At 62.0% G+C, this 17,392-nt stretch carries 19 protein-coding genes and 1 pseudogene; 17 read left to right on the top strand and 3 right to left on the bottom strand.

Annotated features, from left to right (window positions below):
- Positions 1 to 23: 23 nt before the first annotated feature.
- The 5 genes from hslU to ACXX81_RS20705 all read left to right on the top strand — a co-directional run bounded on the left by hslU (position 24) and on the right by ACXX81_RS20705 (position 5,480).
- The gene (gene hslU, locus ACXX81_RS20685) at positions 24 to 1,361 is read left to right on the top strand and encodes an ATP-dependent protease ATPase subunit HslU (protein ID WP_209987579.1); all 1,338 of its coding nucleotides are present in this window, start codon (positions 24 to 26) and stop codon (positions 1,359 to 1,361) included.
- Positions 1,362 to 1,481: 120 nt separating this feature from the next.
- Positions 1,482 to 1,859, top strand: a complete 378-nt coding sequence (locus ACXX81_RS20690; protein WP_057008513.1) for a gamma-butyrobetaine hydroxylase family protein — start codon at positions 1,482 to 1,484, stop codon at positions 1,857 to 1,859.
- Positions 1,860 to 2,108: 249 nt separating this feature from the next.
- The gene (phaC, locus tag ACXX81_RS20695; RefSeq protein WP_458572303.1) at positions 2,109 to 3,788 is read left to right on the top strand and encodes a class II poly(R)-hydroxyalkanoic acid synthase; all 1,680 of its coding nucleotides are present in this window, start codon (positions 2,109 to 2,111) and stop codon (positions 3,786 to 3,788) included.
- A gap of 161 nt (positions 3,789 to 3,949) precedes the next feature.
- Complete coding sequence (phaZ, locus tag ACXX81_RS20700) at positions 3,950 to 4,795, top strand: poly(3-hydroxyalkanoate) depolymerase (RefSeq protein ID WP_458572304.1); 846 nt, start codon at positions 3,950 to 3,952, stop codon at positions 4,793 to 4,795.
- A gap of 64 nt (positions 4,796 to 4,859) precedes the next feature.
- Positions 4,860 to 5,480 carry a TetR/AcrR family transcriptional regulator gene (locus ACXX81_RS20705; protein ID WP_209987568.1) on the top strand — a complete coding sequence of 207 codons (621 nt, stop codon included), beginning with the start codon at positions 4,860 to 4,862 and terminating at the stop codon, positions 5,478 to 5,480.
- An 85-nt stretch (positions 5,481 to 5,565) separates the two neighbouring features.
- Here ACXX81_RS20705 and ACXX81_RS20710 read toward each other — a convergent pair whose 3' ends face one another.
- The 3 genes from ACXX81_RS20710 to ACXX81_RS20720 all read right to left on the bottom strand — a co-directional run bounded on the left by ACXX81_RS20710 (position 5,566) and on the right by ACXX81_RS20720 (position 7,210).
- On the bottom strand, positions 5,566 to 6,396 hold the full coding sequence (locus ACXX81_RS20710; protein WP_458572305.1) for a phasin family protein: 831 nt from the start codon (positions 6,394 to 6,396) through the stop codon (positions 5,566 to 5,568).
- Between the two features lie 12 nt (positions 6,397 to 6,408).
- Entirely contained in the window at positions 6,409 to 6,831 is a 423-nt protein-coding gene (locus ACXX81_RS20715) for a phasin family protein (protein ID WP_231422719.1), read from the bottom strand.
- 103 nt (positions 6,832 to 6,934) lie between these two features.
- Positions 6,935 to 7,210: a polyhydroxyalkanoic acid system family protein gene (locus ACXX81_RS20720; RefSeq protein WP_209987560.1), complete on the bottom strand. Its 276-nt coding sequence runs from the start codon at positions 7,208 to 7,210 to the stop codon at positions 6,935 to 6,937.
- A 144-nt stretch (positions 7,211 to 7,354) separates the two neighbouring features.
- On the opposite strand from ACXX81_RS20720, the gene ubiE reads away from it, so the two are divergent.
- From ubiE to ACXX81_RS20780, 12 genes and pseudogenes are all read left to right on the top strand, one after another.
- On the top strand, positions 7,355 to 8,125 hold the full coding sequence (gene ubiE, locus ACXX81_RS20725) for a bifunctional demethylmenaquinone methyltransferase/2-methoxy-6-polyprenyl-1,4-benzoquinol methylase UbiE (RefSeq protein ID WP_003237369.1): 771 nt from the start codon (positions 7,355 to 7,357) through the stop codon (positions 8,123 to 8,125).
- Positions 8,125 to 8,748, top strand: coding sequence for a ubiquinone biosynthesis accessory factor UbiJ (locus ACXX81_RS20730; protein ID WP_458572306.1), 624 nt, complete (start codon positions 8,125 to 8,127; stop codon positions 8,746 to 8,748). The genes ubiE and ACXX81_RS20730 overlap by 1 nt, the downstream gene beginning before the upstream one ends.
- On the top strand, positions 8,745 to 10,349 hold the full coding sequence (ubiB, locus tag ACXX81_RS20735) for a ubiquinone biosynthesis regulatory protein kinase UbiB (RefSeq protein ID WP_458572307.1): 1,605 nt from the start codon (positions 8,745 to 8,747) through the stop codon (positions 10,347 to 10,349). The genes ACXX81_RS20730 and ubiB overlap by 4 nt, the downstream gene beginning before the upstream one ends.
- Positions 10,350 to 10,390: 41 nt before the next feature.
- Entirely contained in the window at positions 10,391 to 10,783 is a 393-nt protein-coding gene (hisI, locus tag ACXX81_RS20740; protein ID WP_057008528.1) for a phosphoribosyl-AMP cyclohydrolase, read from the top strand.
- Between the two features lie 2 nt (positions 10,784 to 10,785).
- On the top strand, positions 10,786 to 11,118 hold the full coding sequence (locus ACXX81_RS20745) for a phosphoribosyl-ATP diphosphatase (protein WP_209987548.1): 333 nt from the start codon (positions 10,786 to 10,788) through the stop codon (positions 11,116 to 11,118).
- Between the two features lie 26 nt (positions 11,119 to 11,144).
- Complete coding sequence (locus tag ACXX81_RS20750; RefSeq protein WP_003237389.1) at positions 11,145 to 11,423, top strand: twin-arginine translocase TatA/TatE family subunit; 279 nt, start codon at positions 11,145 to 11,147, stop codon at positions 11,421 to 11,423.
- A 10-nt stretch (positions 11,424 to 11,433) separates the two neighbouring features.
- Positions 11,434 to 11,835 (top strand): Sec-independent protein translocase protein TatB, encoded by a 402-nt coding sequence (gene tatB, locus ACXX81_RS20755; RefSeq protein WP_458572308.1) that lies wholly within the window; start codon positions 11,434 to 11,436, stop codon positions 11,833 to 11,835.
- Positions 11,832 to 12,623 carry a twin-arginine translocase subunit TatC gene (gene tatC, locus ACXX81_RS20760; protein ID WP_458572309.1) on the top strand — a complete coding sequence of 264 codons (792 nt, stop codon included), beginning with the start codon at positions 11,832 to 11,834 and terminating at the stop codon, positions 12,621 to 12,623. Before tatB ends, tatC begins: the two co-directional genes overlap by 4 nt.
- Positions 12,620 to 13,327 (top strand): 16S rRNA (uracil(1498)-N(3))-methyltransferase, encoded by a 708-nt coding sequence (locus ACXX81_RS20765; protein WP_458572310.1) that lies wholly within the window; start codon positions 12,620 to 12,622, stop codon positions 13,325 to 13,327. The genes tatC and ACXX81_RS20765 overlap by 4 nt, the downstream gene beginning before the upstream one ends.
- Before the next feature lie 189 nt (positions 13,328 to 13,516).
- Positions 13,517 to 14,437: pseudogene (locus ACXX81_RS20770) on the top strand (methyl-accepting chemotaxis protein); the annotation flags it as partial.
- Positions 14,438 to 14,638: 201 nt separating this feature from the next.
- Positions 14,639 to 15,343 carry a methyl-accepting chemotaxis protein gene (locus tag ACXX81_RS20775; RefSeq protein ID WP_414860464.1) on the top strand — a complete coding sequence of 235 codons (705 nt, stop codon included), beginning with the start codon at positions 14,639 to 14,641 and terminating at the stop codon, positions 15,341 to 15,343.
- 138 nt (positions 15,344 to 15,481) lie between these two features.
- Positions 15,482 to 17,389 carry a methyl-accepting chemotaxis protein gene (locus ACXX81_RS20780; RefSeq protein WP_458572311.1) on the top strand — a complete coding sequence of 636 codons (1,908 nt, stop codon included), beginning with the start codon at positions 15,482 to 15,484 and terminating at the stop codon, positions 17,387 to 17,389.
- Positions 17,390 to 17,392: the final 3 nt, after the last annotated feature.

Here is a 17,392-nt window from a genome sequence, read left to right on the forward strand (position 1 = left end):
TGCGCTTGAGGCCGCCAAATACTATGTCCATGACTCCCCGCGAAATCGTCCATGAACTCAACCGCCATATCATCGGCCAGGACGACGCCAAGCGCGCCGTCGCCATCGCCCTGCGTAACCGCTGGCGCCGGATGCAACTGCCCGAAGAACTGCGCGCTGAAGTAACGCCCAAAAACATTCTGATGATCGGGCCTACCGGCGTGGGTAAAACCGAAATCGCCCGGCGCCTGGCCAAGCTGGCCAACGCACCGTTCATCAAGGTCGAAGCGACCAAGTTCACCGAGGTGGGCTATGTGGGCCGCGATGTGGAGTCGATCATCCGTGACCTCGCCGACGCTGCCCTGAAGATGCTGCGCGAACAGGAAGTGACCAAGGTCAGCCATCGCGCCGCAGACGCCGCCGAAGAACGCATCCTTGACGCCCTGCTGCCTCCGGCACGCATGGGTTTCAACGAAGACTCGGCGCAGTCGACCGATTCCAATACGCGTCAGCTGTTCCGCAAGCGTCTGCGTGAAGGGCAACTGGACGACAAGGAAATCGAGATCGAAGTCGCCGAAGTTTCTGGCGTCGACATCTCCGCACCGCCTGGCATGGAAGAAATGACCAGCCAGTTGCAGAACCTGTTCGCCAACATGGGCAAGGGCAAGAAGAAAAGCCGCAAGCTCAAGGTCAAGGACGCGCTCAAACTGGTGCGCGACGAAGAAGCCGGGCGCCTGGTCAATGAGGAAGAACTCAAGGCCAAGGCCCTGGAAGCGGTCGAGCAGAACGGCATTGTGTTCATCGACGAGATCGACAAGGTGGCCAAGCGCGGCAACTCCGGTGGCGTCGATGTGTCCCGCGAAGGCGTGCAGCGCGACCTGCTGCCGCTGATCGAAGGCTGCACCGTGAACACCAAGCTGGGCATGGTCAAGACCGACCATATCCTGTTTATCGCCTCCGGCGCGTTCCACCTGAGCAAACCGAGCGACCTGGTGCCGGAGCTGCAAGGCCGCCTGCCGATTCGCGTGGAGCTCAAGGCGCTGACGCCGAGTGACTTCGAGCGCATCCTCAGCGAACCGCACGCTTCGCTCACCGAGCAGTACCGTGAACTGCTGAAAACCGAGGGCCTGGGCATCGAGTTTCAGCCGGACGGTATCAAGCGCCTGGCCGAAATTGCCTGGCAGGTCAACGAGAAGACCGAGAACATCGGAGCCCGTCGCCTGCACACATTGCTTGAGCGTTTGCTGGAGGAAGTGTCGTTCAGTGCAGGCGACCTGGCCGGTGCGCAAAATGGCGAAGTGATCAAGATCGACCCGGATTACGTCAACAGTCACTTGGGCGAACTGGCGCAGAACGAAGATTTGTCGCGCTACATCCTGTGACCGCCCTGCTCTAAGTGTGGGAGGGGGCTTGCTCCCGATAGCAGTGTGTCAGTATCCGATAAGCTGACGGACACACCGCTATCGGGAGCAAGCCCCCTCCCACATTTTGGAATATCGCCAATGTCTAAATTCCCTACCGCTGTAAACCTGCACAAAACCTCCAACACTCTCGGCCTCACCTACGGGCCGGATGAAACCTACCAGCTGCCCGCCGAACTCCTGCGGGTGCACTCGCCTTCCGCCGAGGTCCAGGGCCACGGCAAACCGATCCTGCAATTCGGCAAGCTCCACGTTAAGTTGATCAAGGTAGAACCGGCCGGCCAGTACGCACTGAAATTGACCTTTGACGACGGCCATGACAGCGGACTGTTCACCTGGGATTACCTCTACCAACTGGCCGTGCGTCAGGAAAACCTGTGGGCCGACTACCTGGCCGAACTCAAGGCCGCCGGCAAAACCCGCGACCCAAGCGAGTCGGTCGTGCGGCTGATGCTCTAGCTCAGGCTTCCTGCGCTTTAGAGGGCATTTTCTAATTTCATCTGCTTGAATGCTCTGTTGCGTGGTCAATGATTGGCCCGCTTGCGGAAAAAATTAAACTCGGGTAACCAATGGAACTGGCAAGTTCCCTGCATTTGACGATGCGGTATCAACGGTCACCCAAGTTGCAGTACCTGGTTTGTGCCGTGTATCGAAACTGGACGCTCGGGCATGACTGGTACTCGTCTTTCGGACAATGGAGCGTCGTAGATGAGTGACAAGAACAACGATGACTTGAAACGCCAGGCCTCGGAAAACACCCTGGGGCTGAACCCGATCATCGCGTTACGCAAAAAGGACTTACTCGCCTCGGCGAAGATGGTGCTGACCCAGGCCATCAGGCAACCGCTGCACAGCGTCAAACATGCCGCCCACCTTGGGCTCGAGTTGAAGAGCGTGATGTTCGGCCAATCCGCGTTGGTGCCGGAGCACGACGACCGTCGCTTCAGCGACCCGGCCTGGAGCCAGAACCCGCTCTATAAACGCTATCTTCAAACCTATCTGGCGTGGCGCAAGGAACTGCACGACTGGATCGACGACAGCAGCCTGTCGCCCCAGGACATCAGCCGCGGTCACTTCGTGATCAACCTGATGACCGAAGCCATGGCCCCCACCAACAGCGTGGCCAACCCGGCGGCGGTCAAACGTTTCTTCGAGACCGGCGGCAAAAGCCTGCTCGACGGCCTGTCCCACCTGGCCAAGGACATGGTGCACAACGGCGGCATGCCCAGCCAGGTCAACATGGGCGCCTTCGAAGTGGGCAAGACCCTGGGCACCACCGAAGGCGCGGTGGTGTTTCGCAATGACGTGCTGGAGCTGATCCAGTACAAGCCGATCACCGAACAGGTGCACGAGCGCCCGCTGCTGGTGGTACCGCCGCAGATCAATAAATTCTACGTATTCGACCTGAGCCCGGAAAAAAGCCTCGCGCGCTTCTGCCTGCGCAATAACCAGCAGACCTTTATCGTCAGTTGGCGCAACCCGACCAAGGCCCAGCGCGAGTGGGGCCTGTCCACCTACATCGAAGCGCTCAAGGAAGCGGTGGACGTGGTCAGCGCGATCACCGGCAGCAAGGACATCAACATGCTCGGCGCCTGCTCCGGCGGCATCACCTGCACTGCGCTGCTGGGCCACTACGCGGCGCTGGGCGAGAACAAGGTCAACGCGCTGACCCTGCTGGTGAGCGTGCTGGACACCACCCTGGATACCCAGGTGGCGCTGTTCGTCGACGAACAGACCCTGGAAGCGGCCAAGCGCCATTCCTACCAGGCCGGCGTGCTCGAAGGCCGCGACATGGCCAAGGTGTTTGCGTGGATGCGCCCCAACGACCTGATCTGGAACTACTGGGTCAACAACTACCTGCTGGGCAATGAGCCGCCGGTGTTCGATATCCTGTTCTGGAACAACGACACCACGCGCCTGCCGGCTGCATTCCACGGCGACCTGATCGAGCTGTTCAAGAACAACCCTCTGGTGCGCGCCAATGCCCTGGAAGTGTGCGGCACGCCCATCGATCTCAAGCAGATCACCGCCGATATCTACTCCCTGGCCGGCACCAACGACCACATCACGCCGTGGCAGTCCTGCTACAAGTCAGCGCAGTTGTTTGGCGGCAAGGTGGAGTTCGTGCTGTCGAGCAGCGGGCATATCCAGAGCATCCTCAACCCGCCGGGCAACCCCAAGGCGCGCTATCAGACCAGCGACGGCCTGGCGGGCAAGCCGCTGGAGTGGCAGGAGAATGCGACCAAGCACACCGATTCGTGGTGGCTGCACTGGCAGGCGTGGCAGGCAGAGCGCGCCGGAAAACTGAAGAAAGCCCCCGCGAAACTGGGCAATAAAGCCTACGCCGCAGCCGAAGCGGCGCCTGGAACCTATGTGCATGAACGCTAGAACACACTCTTATGATGGGATGAGATCAATTGTGGAAGGGGGCTTGCTCCCGATAGCGATGTGTCAGTCAACACCTGTATCACTGATACGCCGTCATCGGGAGCAAGCCCCCTCCCACAGTTCGACCCCCTTCCAGCTGTAAGACTTCACAGGGCTTGAGCATGTCGCAACCGTTCATCTTCCGCACCATCGACCTGGGCGGCCAGACCCTGCGCACGGCGGTGCGCCCGGGCAAGCCGCACATGACGCCGCTGCTGATCTTCAATGGCATCGGCGCCAACCTGGAGCTGGTGTTTCCGTTCGTGCAGGCCCTGGACCCGGACCTGGAAGTGATTGCCTTCGATGTGCCCGGCGTCGGCGGCTCTTCGACGCCCAACCGGCCCTACCGCTTCCCGGGCCTGGCCAGGCTCACCGCGCGCATGCTCGATTATCTGGACTACGGCCAGGTCAACGCAGTAGGCGTGTCCTGGGGCGGCGCGCTGGCGCAGCAGTTCGCCCATGACTACCCGGAACGCTGCAAGAAACTGATCCTGGCGGCCACGGCGGCGGGTGCGGTGATGGTACCGGGCAAACCCAAGGTGCTGTGGCTGATGGCAAGCCCGCGCCGCTATATCCAGCCGTCCCACGTAGTGCGTATTGCGCCGATGATCTACGGCGGCTCGTTCCGCCGCGATGCCAGACTGGCTGCCGAGCACGCGAGCAAAGTGCGCTCGGCGGGCAAGCTGGGGTATTACTGGCAGCTGTTCGCGGGGCTGGGCTGGACCAGCATCCACTGGCTGCACAAGATCCGCCAGCCGACCCTGGTGCTGGCCGGCGACGACGACCCGCTGATCCCGCTGATCAACATGCGCCTGCTGGCCTGGCGCATTCCCAATGCGCAGTTGCACATCATCGATGACGGCCATCTGTTCCTGATCACCCGGGCCGAAGCCGTGGCGCCGATCATCATGAAATTTCTGCAGGAGGAGCGCCTGCGCGCCGTGATTCACCCGCGACCTGCTGTGTAAGCACGCACTGCCGGCCACCTGCGTGCGCCTGCGCTCTACTCAACGATCAACCCAAGAAGACCGGATGAAGACCCGCGACCGTATCCTTGAATGTGCCCTGCAGTTGTTCAACCACAAGGGCGAACCCAACGTGTCGACCATGGAGGTGGCCAACGAAATGGGGATCAGCCCCGGCAACCTCTACTACCACTTCCATGGCAAGGAGCCGCTGGTGCTCGGGCTGTTCGAGCGTTTTCAGGCCGAACTGGCGCCGCTGCTCGATCCGCCCGCCGACGCGCACCTGGAGCCCCAGGATTACTGGCTGTTCCTGCACCTGATTGTCGAGCGCATGGCGCATTACCGGTTTCTGTTCCAGGACCTGTCCAACCTGGCCGGACGCCTGCCCAAGCTGGCCAAGGGCATCCGCCACCTGCTCACTGCTCTCAAGCGCACCCTCGCTTCGCTGCTGGCGCGGCTCAAGGCCGACGGGCAACTGGTAAGCGATACCCAGGCGCTGGGGCAACTGGTGGAGCAGATCACCCTGACCCTGCTGTTTTCACTGGACTATCAGCGCGTTCTCGGCCGAGTCGGTGAGGTGCAGGTGGTGGTCTACCAGATCATGATGCTGGTGGCGCCGCACCTATTGCCGCCGGCACGCCAGGCCACCGAACGGCTGGCAATGCGTTACCTGCAAGACCCGGTTTAACGGGCACTTATTCAAGCGCTGTGTTTCGAACACAAAAAAACGCCCGACCTTCGCAGGCCGGGCGTTTTTGCGTGCCCCAAAAAAATCAGGACTGACTGGTTGGCGTCGGGGTGACCGGCGTCGCCGTCGAGGTTGCCGCCGGTGCAGAGACCGAGTTGGCTGCGGAGGCGGTTGATGCCGAGGTTGCCGGCTTGGCAGCGGCGGGTTTCTTCGCAGCGGCTGGTTTCCTGGCGGCAGGTTTCGCAGCAGGTTTGGCGGCAGCAGGTTTTGCAGCGGCCTTCGTCGCGGACTTCGCAGCGGTCTTCGCTGCCGGCTTGGCCGCTGCTTTGGCCACCACCGGTTTGGCCGCTGGCTTGGTTACTGGCTTGGCTGCTGCGGTTTTTGCAGCAGGCTTGGCAGCCACCTTGGCCGGGGCCTTGGCGACAGGCTTGGCCGCGCTTTTCGCAGCAGGTTTGGCGGCGGCCGTTTTAGCAGTCGCCGGCTTGGCAGCAGGCTTGGCCGCCGCTGTCTTCACGGGAGCCGCCTTGGCGCCAGTGAGTTTTTCAATCTGCCGGGTCAAGGTATCGACCTTGCTGTGCAGGGTCTTGAGTTCTGCCTTGCTCGGCACGCCCAGACGCGAAATGGCACTGTTAAGGCGCTTGTCGAAAGTCTCTTCCAACTTGCTCCACGTGTCGGAAATGCTCGACTTGGCGGAGCCGGCGCTGGCCTTGGCCGCGTCGACTTTTTTACCCACCGTGGTCTTGGTCAACTTCTCGGCTTTTTCGCCGTCCTTGACCAGGGTCTCGAAGTATTTGCCGCCGTCACTGCTAACCTTCGAATACACGCCTAAACCAGCAAGCCAGATCTTGCGGGAATATTTTTCAACTTCCCCGACCCACGAGCTGCTTTCTTTCTGAGTAGTCTTTTTAACAGCCATTCCGGTGTCTCCTTAGTGTTTACGCGCGACACGTTCGAGCAATGCCGTCAGCGCTTCGAGCTTAGCAGAGAGTGTCTCAACATCATGTTTAGACGCAATGCCGATTCGATTCAAGGCACTTGCAACACGCGAGTCAAAAGCGTGTTCAACTTTATCCAGTTGAACTTCAACCAGGCCTTTGATGCTTGAGAGATGACGCTTGACTTGATCAATCTGACTGTTAGCCGCAGCCACTTGTTCAACGGCAACTTTTTTACTTTTACTTTCAACATGTTGACCGCTCTTGACGAGTTCATTGAAGTACTCGCTGCCCTCGCCGCCGACCTTGGCATAGACACCAAGACCTGCCAGCCAGATCGTGCGGGCGTAGCGTTTAACGTCACTGAAGACAGCCGGCTGAACATCGATTTTTTTTCGCAGCATAACGTTGGCCATGGTGCACCTCACATCAATCAGGGCGGGAATCGGCCCGCAGGAGTTGAGGGCTTGAGCACAAAGTAGGCTGGAAAATTAGAATCGGCACCCTAAGTACAATCGATCAGGCCAGCGCCTTGTCCAGTGCCTTTTCGATCTCGGTTTTAAGCGTGCCGCTCATGGCCGACATCAACAGTCCCAGTTCCACGTCAATACGCAGCAAGTCTTCATCCACCCGAACCGTGCCCTTAACCCCCGAGCGTTTGAGGTTCAAGGTATCGCCAGACCAGACCGACGCCACGCCGTACTTGTCCTGGAGTTTCTGCGCCAGCGTGTCGGCCTTCGCCCGCGCCCCTTCCTTACCCAGGGAATGCTCACGCTCAACGGTTATACGGGCCATGCCAATGACTCCTTTCAAGAGGGGCTGAGAAACCTTCAATGCGGCAAAAGGTCTCGATAAGCACCTATCTTACCTGCAGCCTTGCCAAGACAAAGCAGGCCTTGGGGATTATCATGTGCCGCATTCTCTTTTGGTGACAGCGATATGACTGATCAGCGCAAAGGCAGCGATGCCGAACCCACCACTCACTTCGGCTTCAAGAACGTCCCGCAAAGCCAGAAAGCGGAAAAGGTCGCTGAGGTGTTCCACTCCGTGGCGGCCAAGTACGACCTGATGAACGACGTGCTGTCGGGCGGCATGCACCGTCTGTGGAAGCGCTTCACCATCGAGTTGTCGGGCGTACGCACCGGCAACCGCGTGCTGGACATTGCCGGCGGCACCGGCGATCTGGCGGCCAAGTTTTCCAGGCTGGTCGGCCCCACCGGCCAGGTGGTGCTGGCGGACATCAACGGCTCGATGCTCAAGGTCGGCCGTGATCGCCTGCTGGACAAGGGCGTGGCCGACAATATCGAGTTCGTCCAGGCCGACGCGGAAAAACTGCCGTTCCCGGACAACCATTTCGACTGCGTGACCATCGCCTTCGGCCTGCGCAACGTGACCCGCAAGGAAGACGCGATCCGCTCGATGCTGCGCGTGCTCAAGCCCGGCGGTCGCCTGCTGGTGCTGGAGTTCTCCAAGCCGACCAACGCGCTGATGTCCAAGGTCTACGACACCTACTCGTTCGCCTTCATGCCGCTGATGGGCAAGCTGATCACCAACGATGCCGAGAGCTATCGCTACCTGGCCGAATCGATCCGCATGCACCCCGATCAGGAAACCCTCAAGTCGATGATGGTGGAAGCCGGTTTCGACCGCGTCACCTATCACAACATGACCTCTGGCATTGTCGCCCTGCACCGCGGCATCAAACCCTGATGCTGCTCGCGGGCCTTCTTGCCGGCGTCGAACACGGCCTCAACCGTGTACTGCGCCTGGACAGTACCGCCCTGGCGCGGCTGGGGCACTTGAACGGCAAGGTGATTGCCGTCGATTGCACCCGCCCGGCTCTGCAGCTGTTCATCCTGCCCAGCGATGAAGGCCTGCTGCTCGCCACACAATGGGCGGCCGACGCCGATTGCACCCTGCGCGCGCCGGCCTCCAGCCTGTTGCACCTGGCGCTGAGCCGCAACAAGACCGCCATCCTGCACAGCCCGCAGGTGCACCTGGAAGGCGAAAGCGCGGTGCTGATGGACCTCGCCGCCGTGTTGCAGGACCTGGAGCTGGACTGGGAATACGAGCTGTCGCGCTGGCTTGGTCCAGTGGCCACCCCATTGATCAGCGGGCACCTGCGCAGCCGCGCGCAGTGGTATCAACAGGGGTTTGCCAGCCTCAACCAGAACCTCGCCGAATACCTGAGCGAAGAAGCGCGCACCCTGGTCGGGGAGCGAGAAGCGCAGGCGCGCTTTCGTGAACTCGACAAGGCCAAAATCGACCTGGAACGCCTTGAGGCCCGCTTCGAGCGCCTGAGCCGTTCCCTTGATCCAAGCGATAACGCATGAAGCTGCTCGCCGTCCGCCGTTTGTTTCGTATCCAGCGCGTGGTCATGCGCTACCGCCTCGATGACCTGCTGTTCGCCTTGCCGCTGCCTTGGTTGTTGCTGGCGGTGCGCTATGTGCTGCCGTGGCGCTGGCTGCCGCGCAAAAAGCTCAAGCTGAGCCGTGGCGCGCGCCTGCGTCTGGCATTGCAGGACCTGGGACCGATCTTCATCAAGTTCGGGCAGATCCTCTCTACCCGCCGCGACCTGCTGCCCGAAGACATCGCCGACGAACTGATGCTGTTGCAGGACCGCGTACCGCCGTTCGACTCACAGCAGTCGATGGCGCTGATCGAAGCCCAGCTGGGCAAGAAGATCAGCGAAGTGTTCCGGCGTTTCGACGTCGAGCCGCTGGCCTCGGCCTCGGTCGCGCAAGTGCACGCCGCGCAGCTCAAGACCGGCGAAGAAGTGGTGGTGAAAGTGATTCGCCCGGGCCTCAAGCCGATCATCGGCCAGGACCTGGCATGGCTGTTCGTCCTCGCCCGCGCCGCCGAACGCTTCTCTGCCGATGCGCGCCTGCTGCACCCGGTGGACGTGGTTGCCGACTACGAAAAAACCATCTACGACGAGCTCGACCTGCTGCGCGAAGCGGCCAACGCCAGCCAGCTGCGACGCAATTTCGAAGGCTCGCAGTTGCTGTATGTGCCGCAAGTGTATTGGGACTGGTGCCGCCCCAAGGTGCTGGTGATGGAGCGCATCTACGGCCTTCAGGTCACCGACCTCGCTGCCCTGGCCGACCAGCGCACCGACATGAAAATGCTCGCCGAGCGCGGCGTGGAGATCTTCTTCACCCAGGTATTTCGCGACAGTTTCTTCCACGCCGACATGCACCCCGGCAATATCTTCGTCAGCACCGTCACCCCATGGAGCCCGCAGTACATTGCGATCGACTGCGGCATCGTCGGCAGCCTCACCCCGGAAGACCAGGACTACCTGGCGCGCAACCTGTTCGCCTTCTTCAAGCGCGACTACCGCCGCGTGGCGCAGTTGCACATCGACTCGGGCTGGGTGCCGGCGGAAACCAAGCTCAACGAATTCGAAGCGGCGATTCGCACGGTGTGCGAGCCGATCTTTGAAAAACCGTTAAAAGATATTTCCTTCGGTCAGGTGCTGATGCGCCTGTTCCAGACCGCGCGGCGCTTCAATATGGAAGTGCAGCCGCAGTTGGTCTTGCTGCAAAAAACCCTGCTCAACATCGAAGGCCTGGGCCGCCAGCTGTACCCGGACCTGGACCTGTGGAACACCGCCCAACCGTTCCTGGAACGCTGGATGCGCGAGCGCATGAGTCCGAAAACCATGATCGGCAACATGTACAGCCAGATGGAGCAACTGCCCCATCTGGCCAACATGACCCGTGACCTGCTGGAGCGCATGTCCCAGCCCCATGCCAAGGACCCGGAGCCGCCATGGCGCAAGCGCAAGGACGACTGGTTCCTGCGCCTGCTCGGTGCCGCGCACCTGGTGGGGGGCGTGATGCTCGCCATCGGCGGGCCGTTGAACGAGCTGGGCTTCTGGCCGGCCGGGGTCATGGTGGCCGTGGGTATCTATCTGATCGTGCGTCGATAGCCAATCCGGTTATACACTGTCGCAAATTGCCGGAGCCGAACATGAAAGACTGGCTGGACGAGATCAAGTGGGACAGTGACGGCCTGGTGCCGGCCATTGCCCAGGACTACAAGACCGGGCGCGTATTGATGATGGCCTGGATGAACCGCGAGGCCCTGAGCCTGACTGCCGCCGAGCAGCGCGCCATTTACTGGTCACGCTCGCGTGGCAAACTGTGGCGCAAGGGCGAAGAGTCCGGGCATGTGCAAACCCTGCACGAGCTGCGCCTGGACTGCGACGGCGACGTGGTGATCCTCAAGGTCGAGCAGATCGGCGGCATCGCCTGCCACACCGGGCGTCACAGCTGCTTCTACCGCGTGTTCGAGAACGGCGAGTGGAAAGTGGTGGAGCCGGTGCTCAAAGACCCGCACGCCATCTACTCGGCAGGACACTGAACATGAGCGATACCCTCAACCGTGTGGCCCAGGTGCTGGAAGCGCGCAAAGGCGCGGACGCCGACAGTTCCTATGTTGCCAGCCTCTATCACAAAGGCCTGAACAAGATTCTGGAGAAGCTCGGCGAAGAGTCCGTCGAGACGATCATTGCCGCCAAGGATGCGCAGATCAGCGGTGATTGCAGCGATGTCATCTATGAAACCGCAGACCTGTGGTTCCATAGCCTGGTCATGCTCGCCCAATTGGGGCAGCATCCACAGGCCGTGCTGGATGAACTGGACCGCCGCTTCGGCTTGTCCGGGCACGCCGAAAAGGCCTCGCGCCCGTCCGCTTGAATAACTAAGACTGGAGGATTTGCAGCATGGGCATTTTTGACTGGAAACACTGGATCGTCATTCTAGTGGTGGTGGTGTTGGTATTCGGTACCAAAAAACTCAAAAACCTCGGCACCGATGTCGGCGAGTCGATCAAGGGCTTTCGCAAGGCCATGAACGACGATGAAAAGCCCGCCGACCCTGTGGTCAATCCTGTGCCGCCGGCCCAACCCGTGCACCCGCAGGCCACCCAGCCGATCACCGAGCGTCGCACCTTCGACGTGCAGGCTGAGAAAGTCGAAGAGCCGACCCGCAAAGACCTGTGAGTACTGACTAATGTTTGGTATCAGCTTCTCTGAACTGCTCCTCGTCGGCCTGGTTGCCTTGCTGGTGCTGGGGCCGGAACGGTTGCCCGGTGCAGCACGCACGGCGGGCCTGTGGATCGGTCGCCTGAAACGCAGTTTCAATGCGATCAAACAGGAAGTTGAGCGGGAAATCGGCGCTGATGAAATCCGCCGCCAGTTGCACAACGAACACATCCTGTCGCTGGAGCAGGAGGCGCGCAAGATTCTGACGCCGGTGCAGGAGCCCGCCAAACCGGCGGAGCCTGCGGCCAACAGCATCGCACCGGTGGTTGAAAACCCGCCTGCGCCGCCGACCGTTCCCACAGAACCCGCGCCGGCGCCTGTTGCAGCGCCCGCTCCCCATGACCCTACATTGCCGCCGCGAGCCCCATGAGCGCTGATAAACCGGAAACCGACCAGCACATGCCGCTGGTCTCGCACCTCACCGAGCTGCGTACCCGCCTGCTGCGTTGCGTGGCGGCGATCTTCATCATCTTTGCCGGGCTGTTCGCCTTCACCCAGCAGATCTACACCTTCGTCTCCACGCCTCTGCGCCAGTACCTGCCGGTGGGCGCGACAATGATCGCCACCGATGTGTCGTCGCCGTTCCTCACGCCGTTGAAGCTGACCATGATGGTCTCGCTGTTCCTCGCGATCCCGGTCATCCTGCATCAGATCTGGGGCTTTATCGCGCCGGGCCTGTACAAGCACGAGAAGCGCATTGCGGTGCCGTTGCTGGTGTCGAGCATCCTGCTGTTCTACACCGGCATGGCGTTTGCGTACTTTCTGGTGTTCCCGCTGATCTTCAAGTTCTTCGCCGCCGCCACTCCGGCCGGGGTGGAAATGATGACCGACATCACCAGCTACCTCGACTTTGTAATGACGCTGTTCTTCGCCTTCGGCGTGGCTTTCGAGATCCCGGTGGCCGTGGTGCTGCTGGTGTGGATCGGTGTGGTCGACGTGAAGTACCTGAAGAAGATCCGCCCGTATGTGATCATCGGCTGCTTTGTGGTGGGCATGATCCTCACGCCGCCGGACATTTTCTCCCAGACCCTGCTGGCCGTGCCGATGTGGATGCTGTTCGAGATCGGCATCCTGTTCAGCGGCCTGATCCGCAAGCGCGGCGAACATCCGGACGACCAGCCCGCCGACGACGAACAGCCGCCAGCGACCCAGCCGTGAACCTGCTGCTGCTCGAGGAGGCCGACTTCATCGCGGCCGACCGCGTGGTGCTGCGTGACCGGCGCCTGGTGCACATGCAAGACGTCCACCGCGCCGCCGTTGGCGACAACCTGCGCGTTGGCCGCATCGGCGGGCTGATGGGCAACGCGCAACTGCTGCGCCTGGAAGCCGCCGAGGCAGAGCTGCACGTCAGCTTCGACCAGCCGCCGCCGGCCAAACTGCCGCTGACCCTGCTGCTGGCCCTGCCCCGCCCGAAGATGCTGCGCCGCGTGCTGCAAACCGTGGCGGCCATGGGTGTGCCGAGGGTGGTGCTGCTCAACAGCTATCGGGTGGAAAAAAGCTTTTGGCAGACGCCTTTCCTGGAGCCAGAGGCGGTACGTGAGCAGCTGATTCTCGGCCTGGAACAGTCCCGCGACACGGTACTGCCGCAGATCATCATCGAGAAGCGCTTCAAGCCGTTCGTCGAGGATCGCCTGCCGGCCATGACCGAAGGCACCCTCGGCCTGATCGGCCACCCCGGCGACTACCCGCCCTGCCCACGCGGCCTCGACGAGCCCGTCACGCTGGCCATCGGCCCCGAAGGCGGTTGGATCCCCTACGAGGTGGACCTGCTGACCAGGGCTGGCCTGCAACCGGTGCAACTGGGCGCGCGCATCCTGCGCGTCGAGACTGCCGTCACCGCCCTGCTCGCCCGCCTTTTCTGAAAAAACCCTGCGACAGCGGGTATGCACGGCTACAGAATCCCGAGCCCCTGCCGATAGCCCCTGAATAAGTCCAAGCCTTGTTCCAGGGGAGTTTGCAACATGTATCGTCAGTTAGCCGAAAAGCTGGGTAATGTCAGCGTCAAAACCAAGCTGGCCGTGGGTTTTGGCCTGGTATTGGTGCTGACATTAATGATCACCTTCACCGGCTGGACCAGCTTGGGCGATGTGATTGGTCGGGGTGACAAGCTGGGTTACATCTCCAGCCTCAACGGCGTGACCAAAGACCTGCGTCTGGCGCGCCTGGACTTCGAAATGCGCCGCGGCGAGCAAGGCACCGGCGCGGTCGACAGCCTGATCGCACAATTGGACGACGGCCTGAAAAAAGCCGCGCAGTTGATCGAGCAACCCGACGACAAGGCCCTGGTCGAACAGCAGCAGGAAGCCTTGAGCCAGTACAAAAAGGCCTTCGCCGCCATAGTCCAGGCCGGGCTCAAGCGTGAAGGCGCGCGCAGCAAGCTGGGCGATACTGCCGACAACGCCGTGGCCAAAATCAACGAGATCGAAGCCGCGCTGCTGCAAGGCGACAGCGTCAGCCAGTTCAACAGCGTGGTGAGCCTGAGCAAACTGATTCAGCAGGCACGCTTTCAGGTACGCGGCTACACCTACAGCGGCAAGGTCGAGGCCGAACAGCCCGCGCTGGACGCCATCGACAACGCGCTCAAGAAAGCCAGCGAACTCGAAGGCCAACTGCCGGCGCAGTACCTGACCAACCTGCAACAGGCCGGCGTGTCGCTGCAGGCCTACCGTGCCGCCGTCAGCCAGTACCGTGACTCCCAGACGGCCGCCGCCGCTGCGCTGAAGACCATCAACGCCCAGGGCGAGATCCTGATGGGGCACAGCGAAAAACTCACGGTTTCACAGACCGCCGTGCGCGACCGCGATGCCGCGCAAGCCAAATACCTGCTGCTACTGGCCGCTGCGCTGGCATTGATCGTGGGCCTGTTCGCCGCCTGGGCGATCACGCGCCAGATCATCATCCCGCTCAACCAGACCCTGCAGGTCGCCGAGCGCGTGGCCTCGGGCGATTTGAGCCACAACCTCGAGTCCGGCCGCAAGGACGAACTGGGCCAACTGCAACGGGCCATGCAAAGCATGACCCTGGGGCTGCGTGAGTTGATCGGCGGCATCAGCGACGGCGTGACCCAGATCGCCAGCGCGGCCGAGCAGTTGTCGGCGGTTACCGAACAGACCAGTGCAGGGGTCAACAGCCAGAAGGTCGAGACCGACCAGGTGGCCACCGCCATGAACGAAATGGCCGCCACCGTGCAGGAAGTGGCGCGCAACGCCGAAGAGGCTTCGGAAGCCGCTGTGGCCGCCGACCAACAGGCCCGTGAAGGCGACAAGGTGGTAGCGCAAGCCATCGCCCAGATCGAACGCCTGGCCGCCGAGGTGGGCAGTTCCACCGAGGCCATGGGCCATCTGCAGCGCGAAAGCGACAAGATCGGCAGCGTGCTCGACGTGATCAAATCCGTGGCCCAGCAGACCAACCTGCTCGCGCTCAACGCCGCCATCGAGGCCGCGCGGGCGGGCGAGGCCGGACGCGGTTTTGCCGTGGTCGCCGACGAAGTGCGCAGCCTGGCGCAGCGTACCCAGAAGTCCACCGAGGAGATCGCCGAGCTGATCGTCGGCCTGCAGAGCGGCACCCAGCAGGTGGCAACCATCATGGACAACAGCCGTGGTCTGACCGACAGCAGCGTCGAGCTGACCCGTCGCGCCGGCACTGCGCTGTCGAGCATCACGCTGACGGTGTCGACCATCCAGGCGATGAACTCGCAGATCGCCACCGCCGCCGAGCAGCAAAGCGCCGTGGCTGAAGAGATCAACCGCAGCGTGCTGAACGTGCGCGACATCTCGGAGCAGACCGCTGCGGCCAGCGAAGAAACCGCCGCTTCGAGCACCGAACTGGCACGCCTGGGCACCCATCTGCAAGCATTGGTCAGCCGCTTCCGGGTCTGACGCACTTGCCTGTGCGGCGACCGGATCTCGGTCGCCGCCGGCCACCTCTGAAATTTCCTACGCGTTTATCAGGCCCGCCTGACCATCAATGGGGCTAGCGTTTAACCACGCCGGTTACGTTCCCGTTGGAGGTCGATCATGCTTCGTCGAATGACTCATCTGCTGGGTGACCTGAGTGTCACCTTCAAACTGATCCTGGGGTTTTCCCTGGTACTCGCCCTGAGCCTCGTGATTGCCACGACGGGCTGGCAAGCCCTGGAGGCGTCTCTCTACCGCTCGCAGACGCTAACGCTGCTGTCGCAACTGGCGGTGGCCGGTGAAGAATTGCGCGCGGACCGCATTGTTTACCGAACCCTGAACGATGCCGACAGCCTCAACAAGTTGGGCACCGGCATGCAGAAAGTCGATGACCTGCTGAGGCAGCTTCCCAGCCGACTCAAGGCGCCCAAGGCGGCCGAGTACCAGCAGGAGATTACCCGTATTTCCGGCACCTTCAAAACCCGCCTCAAGGAGGTGCCGGCACTGGTTGAGCAGCGCGAGACCGCCCGCGCGAAGCTCAAGGAAAATTCCACGCAGACCGGCGACGTGCTGACGCAACTGGCCAGCGACCTGCCCGATCAGGACGATCAAAAAGCCCTGGATGCCGTGGAAGACCTGCGTCAGGCCATCGAACAGGCCGACGACCGTGCGCAAAGCCCGGCCTGGGCCGCCAGCTCACTGGAGACCTACGCGCAATCGGTCAGCGATGCCGAACGCGACCTGGAACAGGCTCAGGCCGCCGTGGCGAAGTTGCCGGTCAACAGCAACCTGTTGAACACCACCGTGCTGGGCATCCGCACCCATCTCACACGGCTCAAGGACACGCAACTGAGCACCGAAGCCCGGCAAAACCAGTTGGAGCAGCTGCTGGACCAATTGCTCGCGCAAAGTGATCTGCTAAGCCAGGACCAGACCCAGCGCCGCGACGGCGAGGCCGAGCAGGCGCGCACCCATACCTTGCTCATCACCGCTGCCGCCTTGCTGTTCGGCGCGCTGGCGGCGTGGCTGATTGCCGGGCAAATCGTCAAGCCGTTGCGCAAGGCACTGTCGATGGCCAACCGCATTGCCCAGGGCGACCTCAGCGACGACCTGCAAACCCGACGCAAGGATGAGCTGGGGCAGTTGCAACGCAGCATGAACCAGATGACGGCGAATTTACGCGGGCTGATTGGCAACATCAGCGACAACGCACGACAAGTCGCCAGCGCGGCCGAGGAGCTGTCCACGGTCACCGAACAAACACGCGCCGGGGTGAACCATCAGCGCGCGGAAACCGAGCAGGTGGCGACCGCCATGAACCAGATGCTGGCGACTGCCCAGGAGGTCGCGCGGCATGCCGAACAGGCTTCAATTGCTGCCAGTGCAGCCAATCAACAGACCGAAATCGGCGATCAGGTGGTGACCGATGTCGTGGCGCAAATCGAACACCTGGCCCATGAAATGGCGCGCTCAAGCCAGGCCATGCTGGCGCTGCAACGGGAAAGCCAGAAAATCGGCAGCGTGCTGGACGTGATCAAGTCCGTCTCGCAGCAGACCAACCTGCTGGCGCTCAACGCCGCCATTGAAGCGGCACGCGCCGGCCAAGCCGGTCAGGGGTTTGCGGTGGTGGCCGACGAAGTCCGCACACTGGCCCGGCGCACCCAGCAGTCCGCCGAGGAAATCGAAGGGCTGATCAGCGGCCTGCACAGTGGCACGCAACAAGTGGCCGACATCATGGACCACAGCCGCACCCTCACCGACAGCAGCGTCGGCCTGGCGCGCAACGCTGGCGATGCGCTGACGGAGATTGCCCGCACCGTCGCGGTTATCCAGGACATGAATCCGCAGATTGCGGCAGCGGCCGAACAGCAGAGCGCGGTGGCCGAAGAGATCAATCGCAGCGTGTTGAAAGTGCGCGACGCTTCGGAGCAGACCGCCACCGCCAGCGAACAGACGGCAGCGGCGAGTGTTGAACTGGCACGGCTGGGCGTGAGCCTGCAGCAGTGCGTCGAGCAGTTCAAGGTCTGACCG

This window comes from Pseudomonas sp. GNP013 (assembly GCF_054343995.1).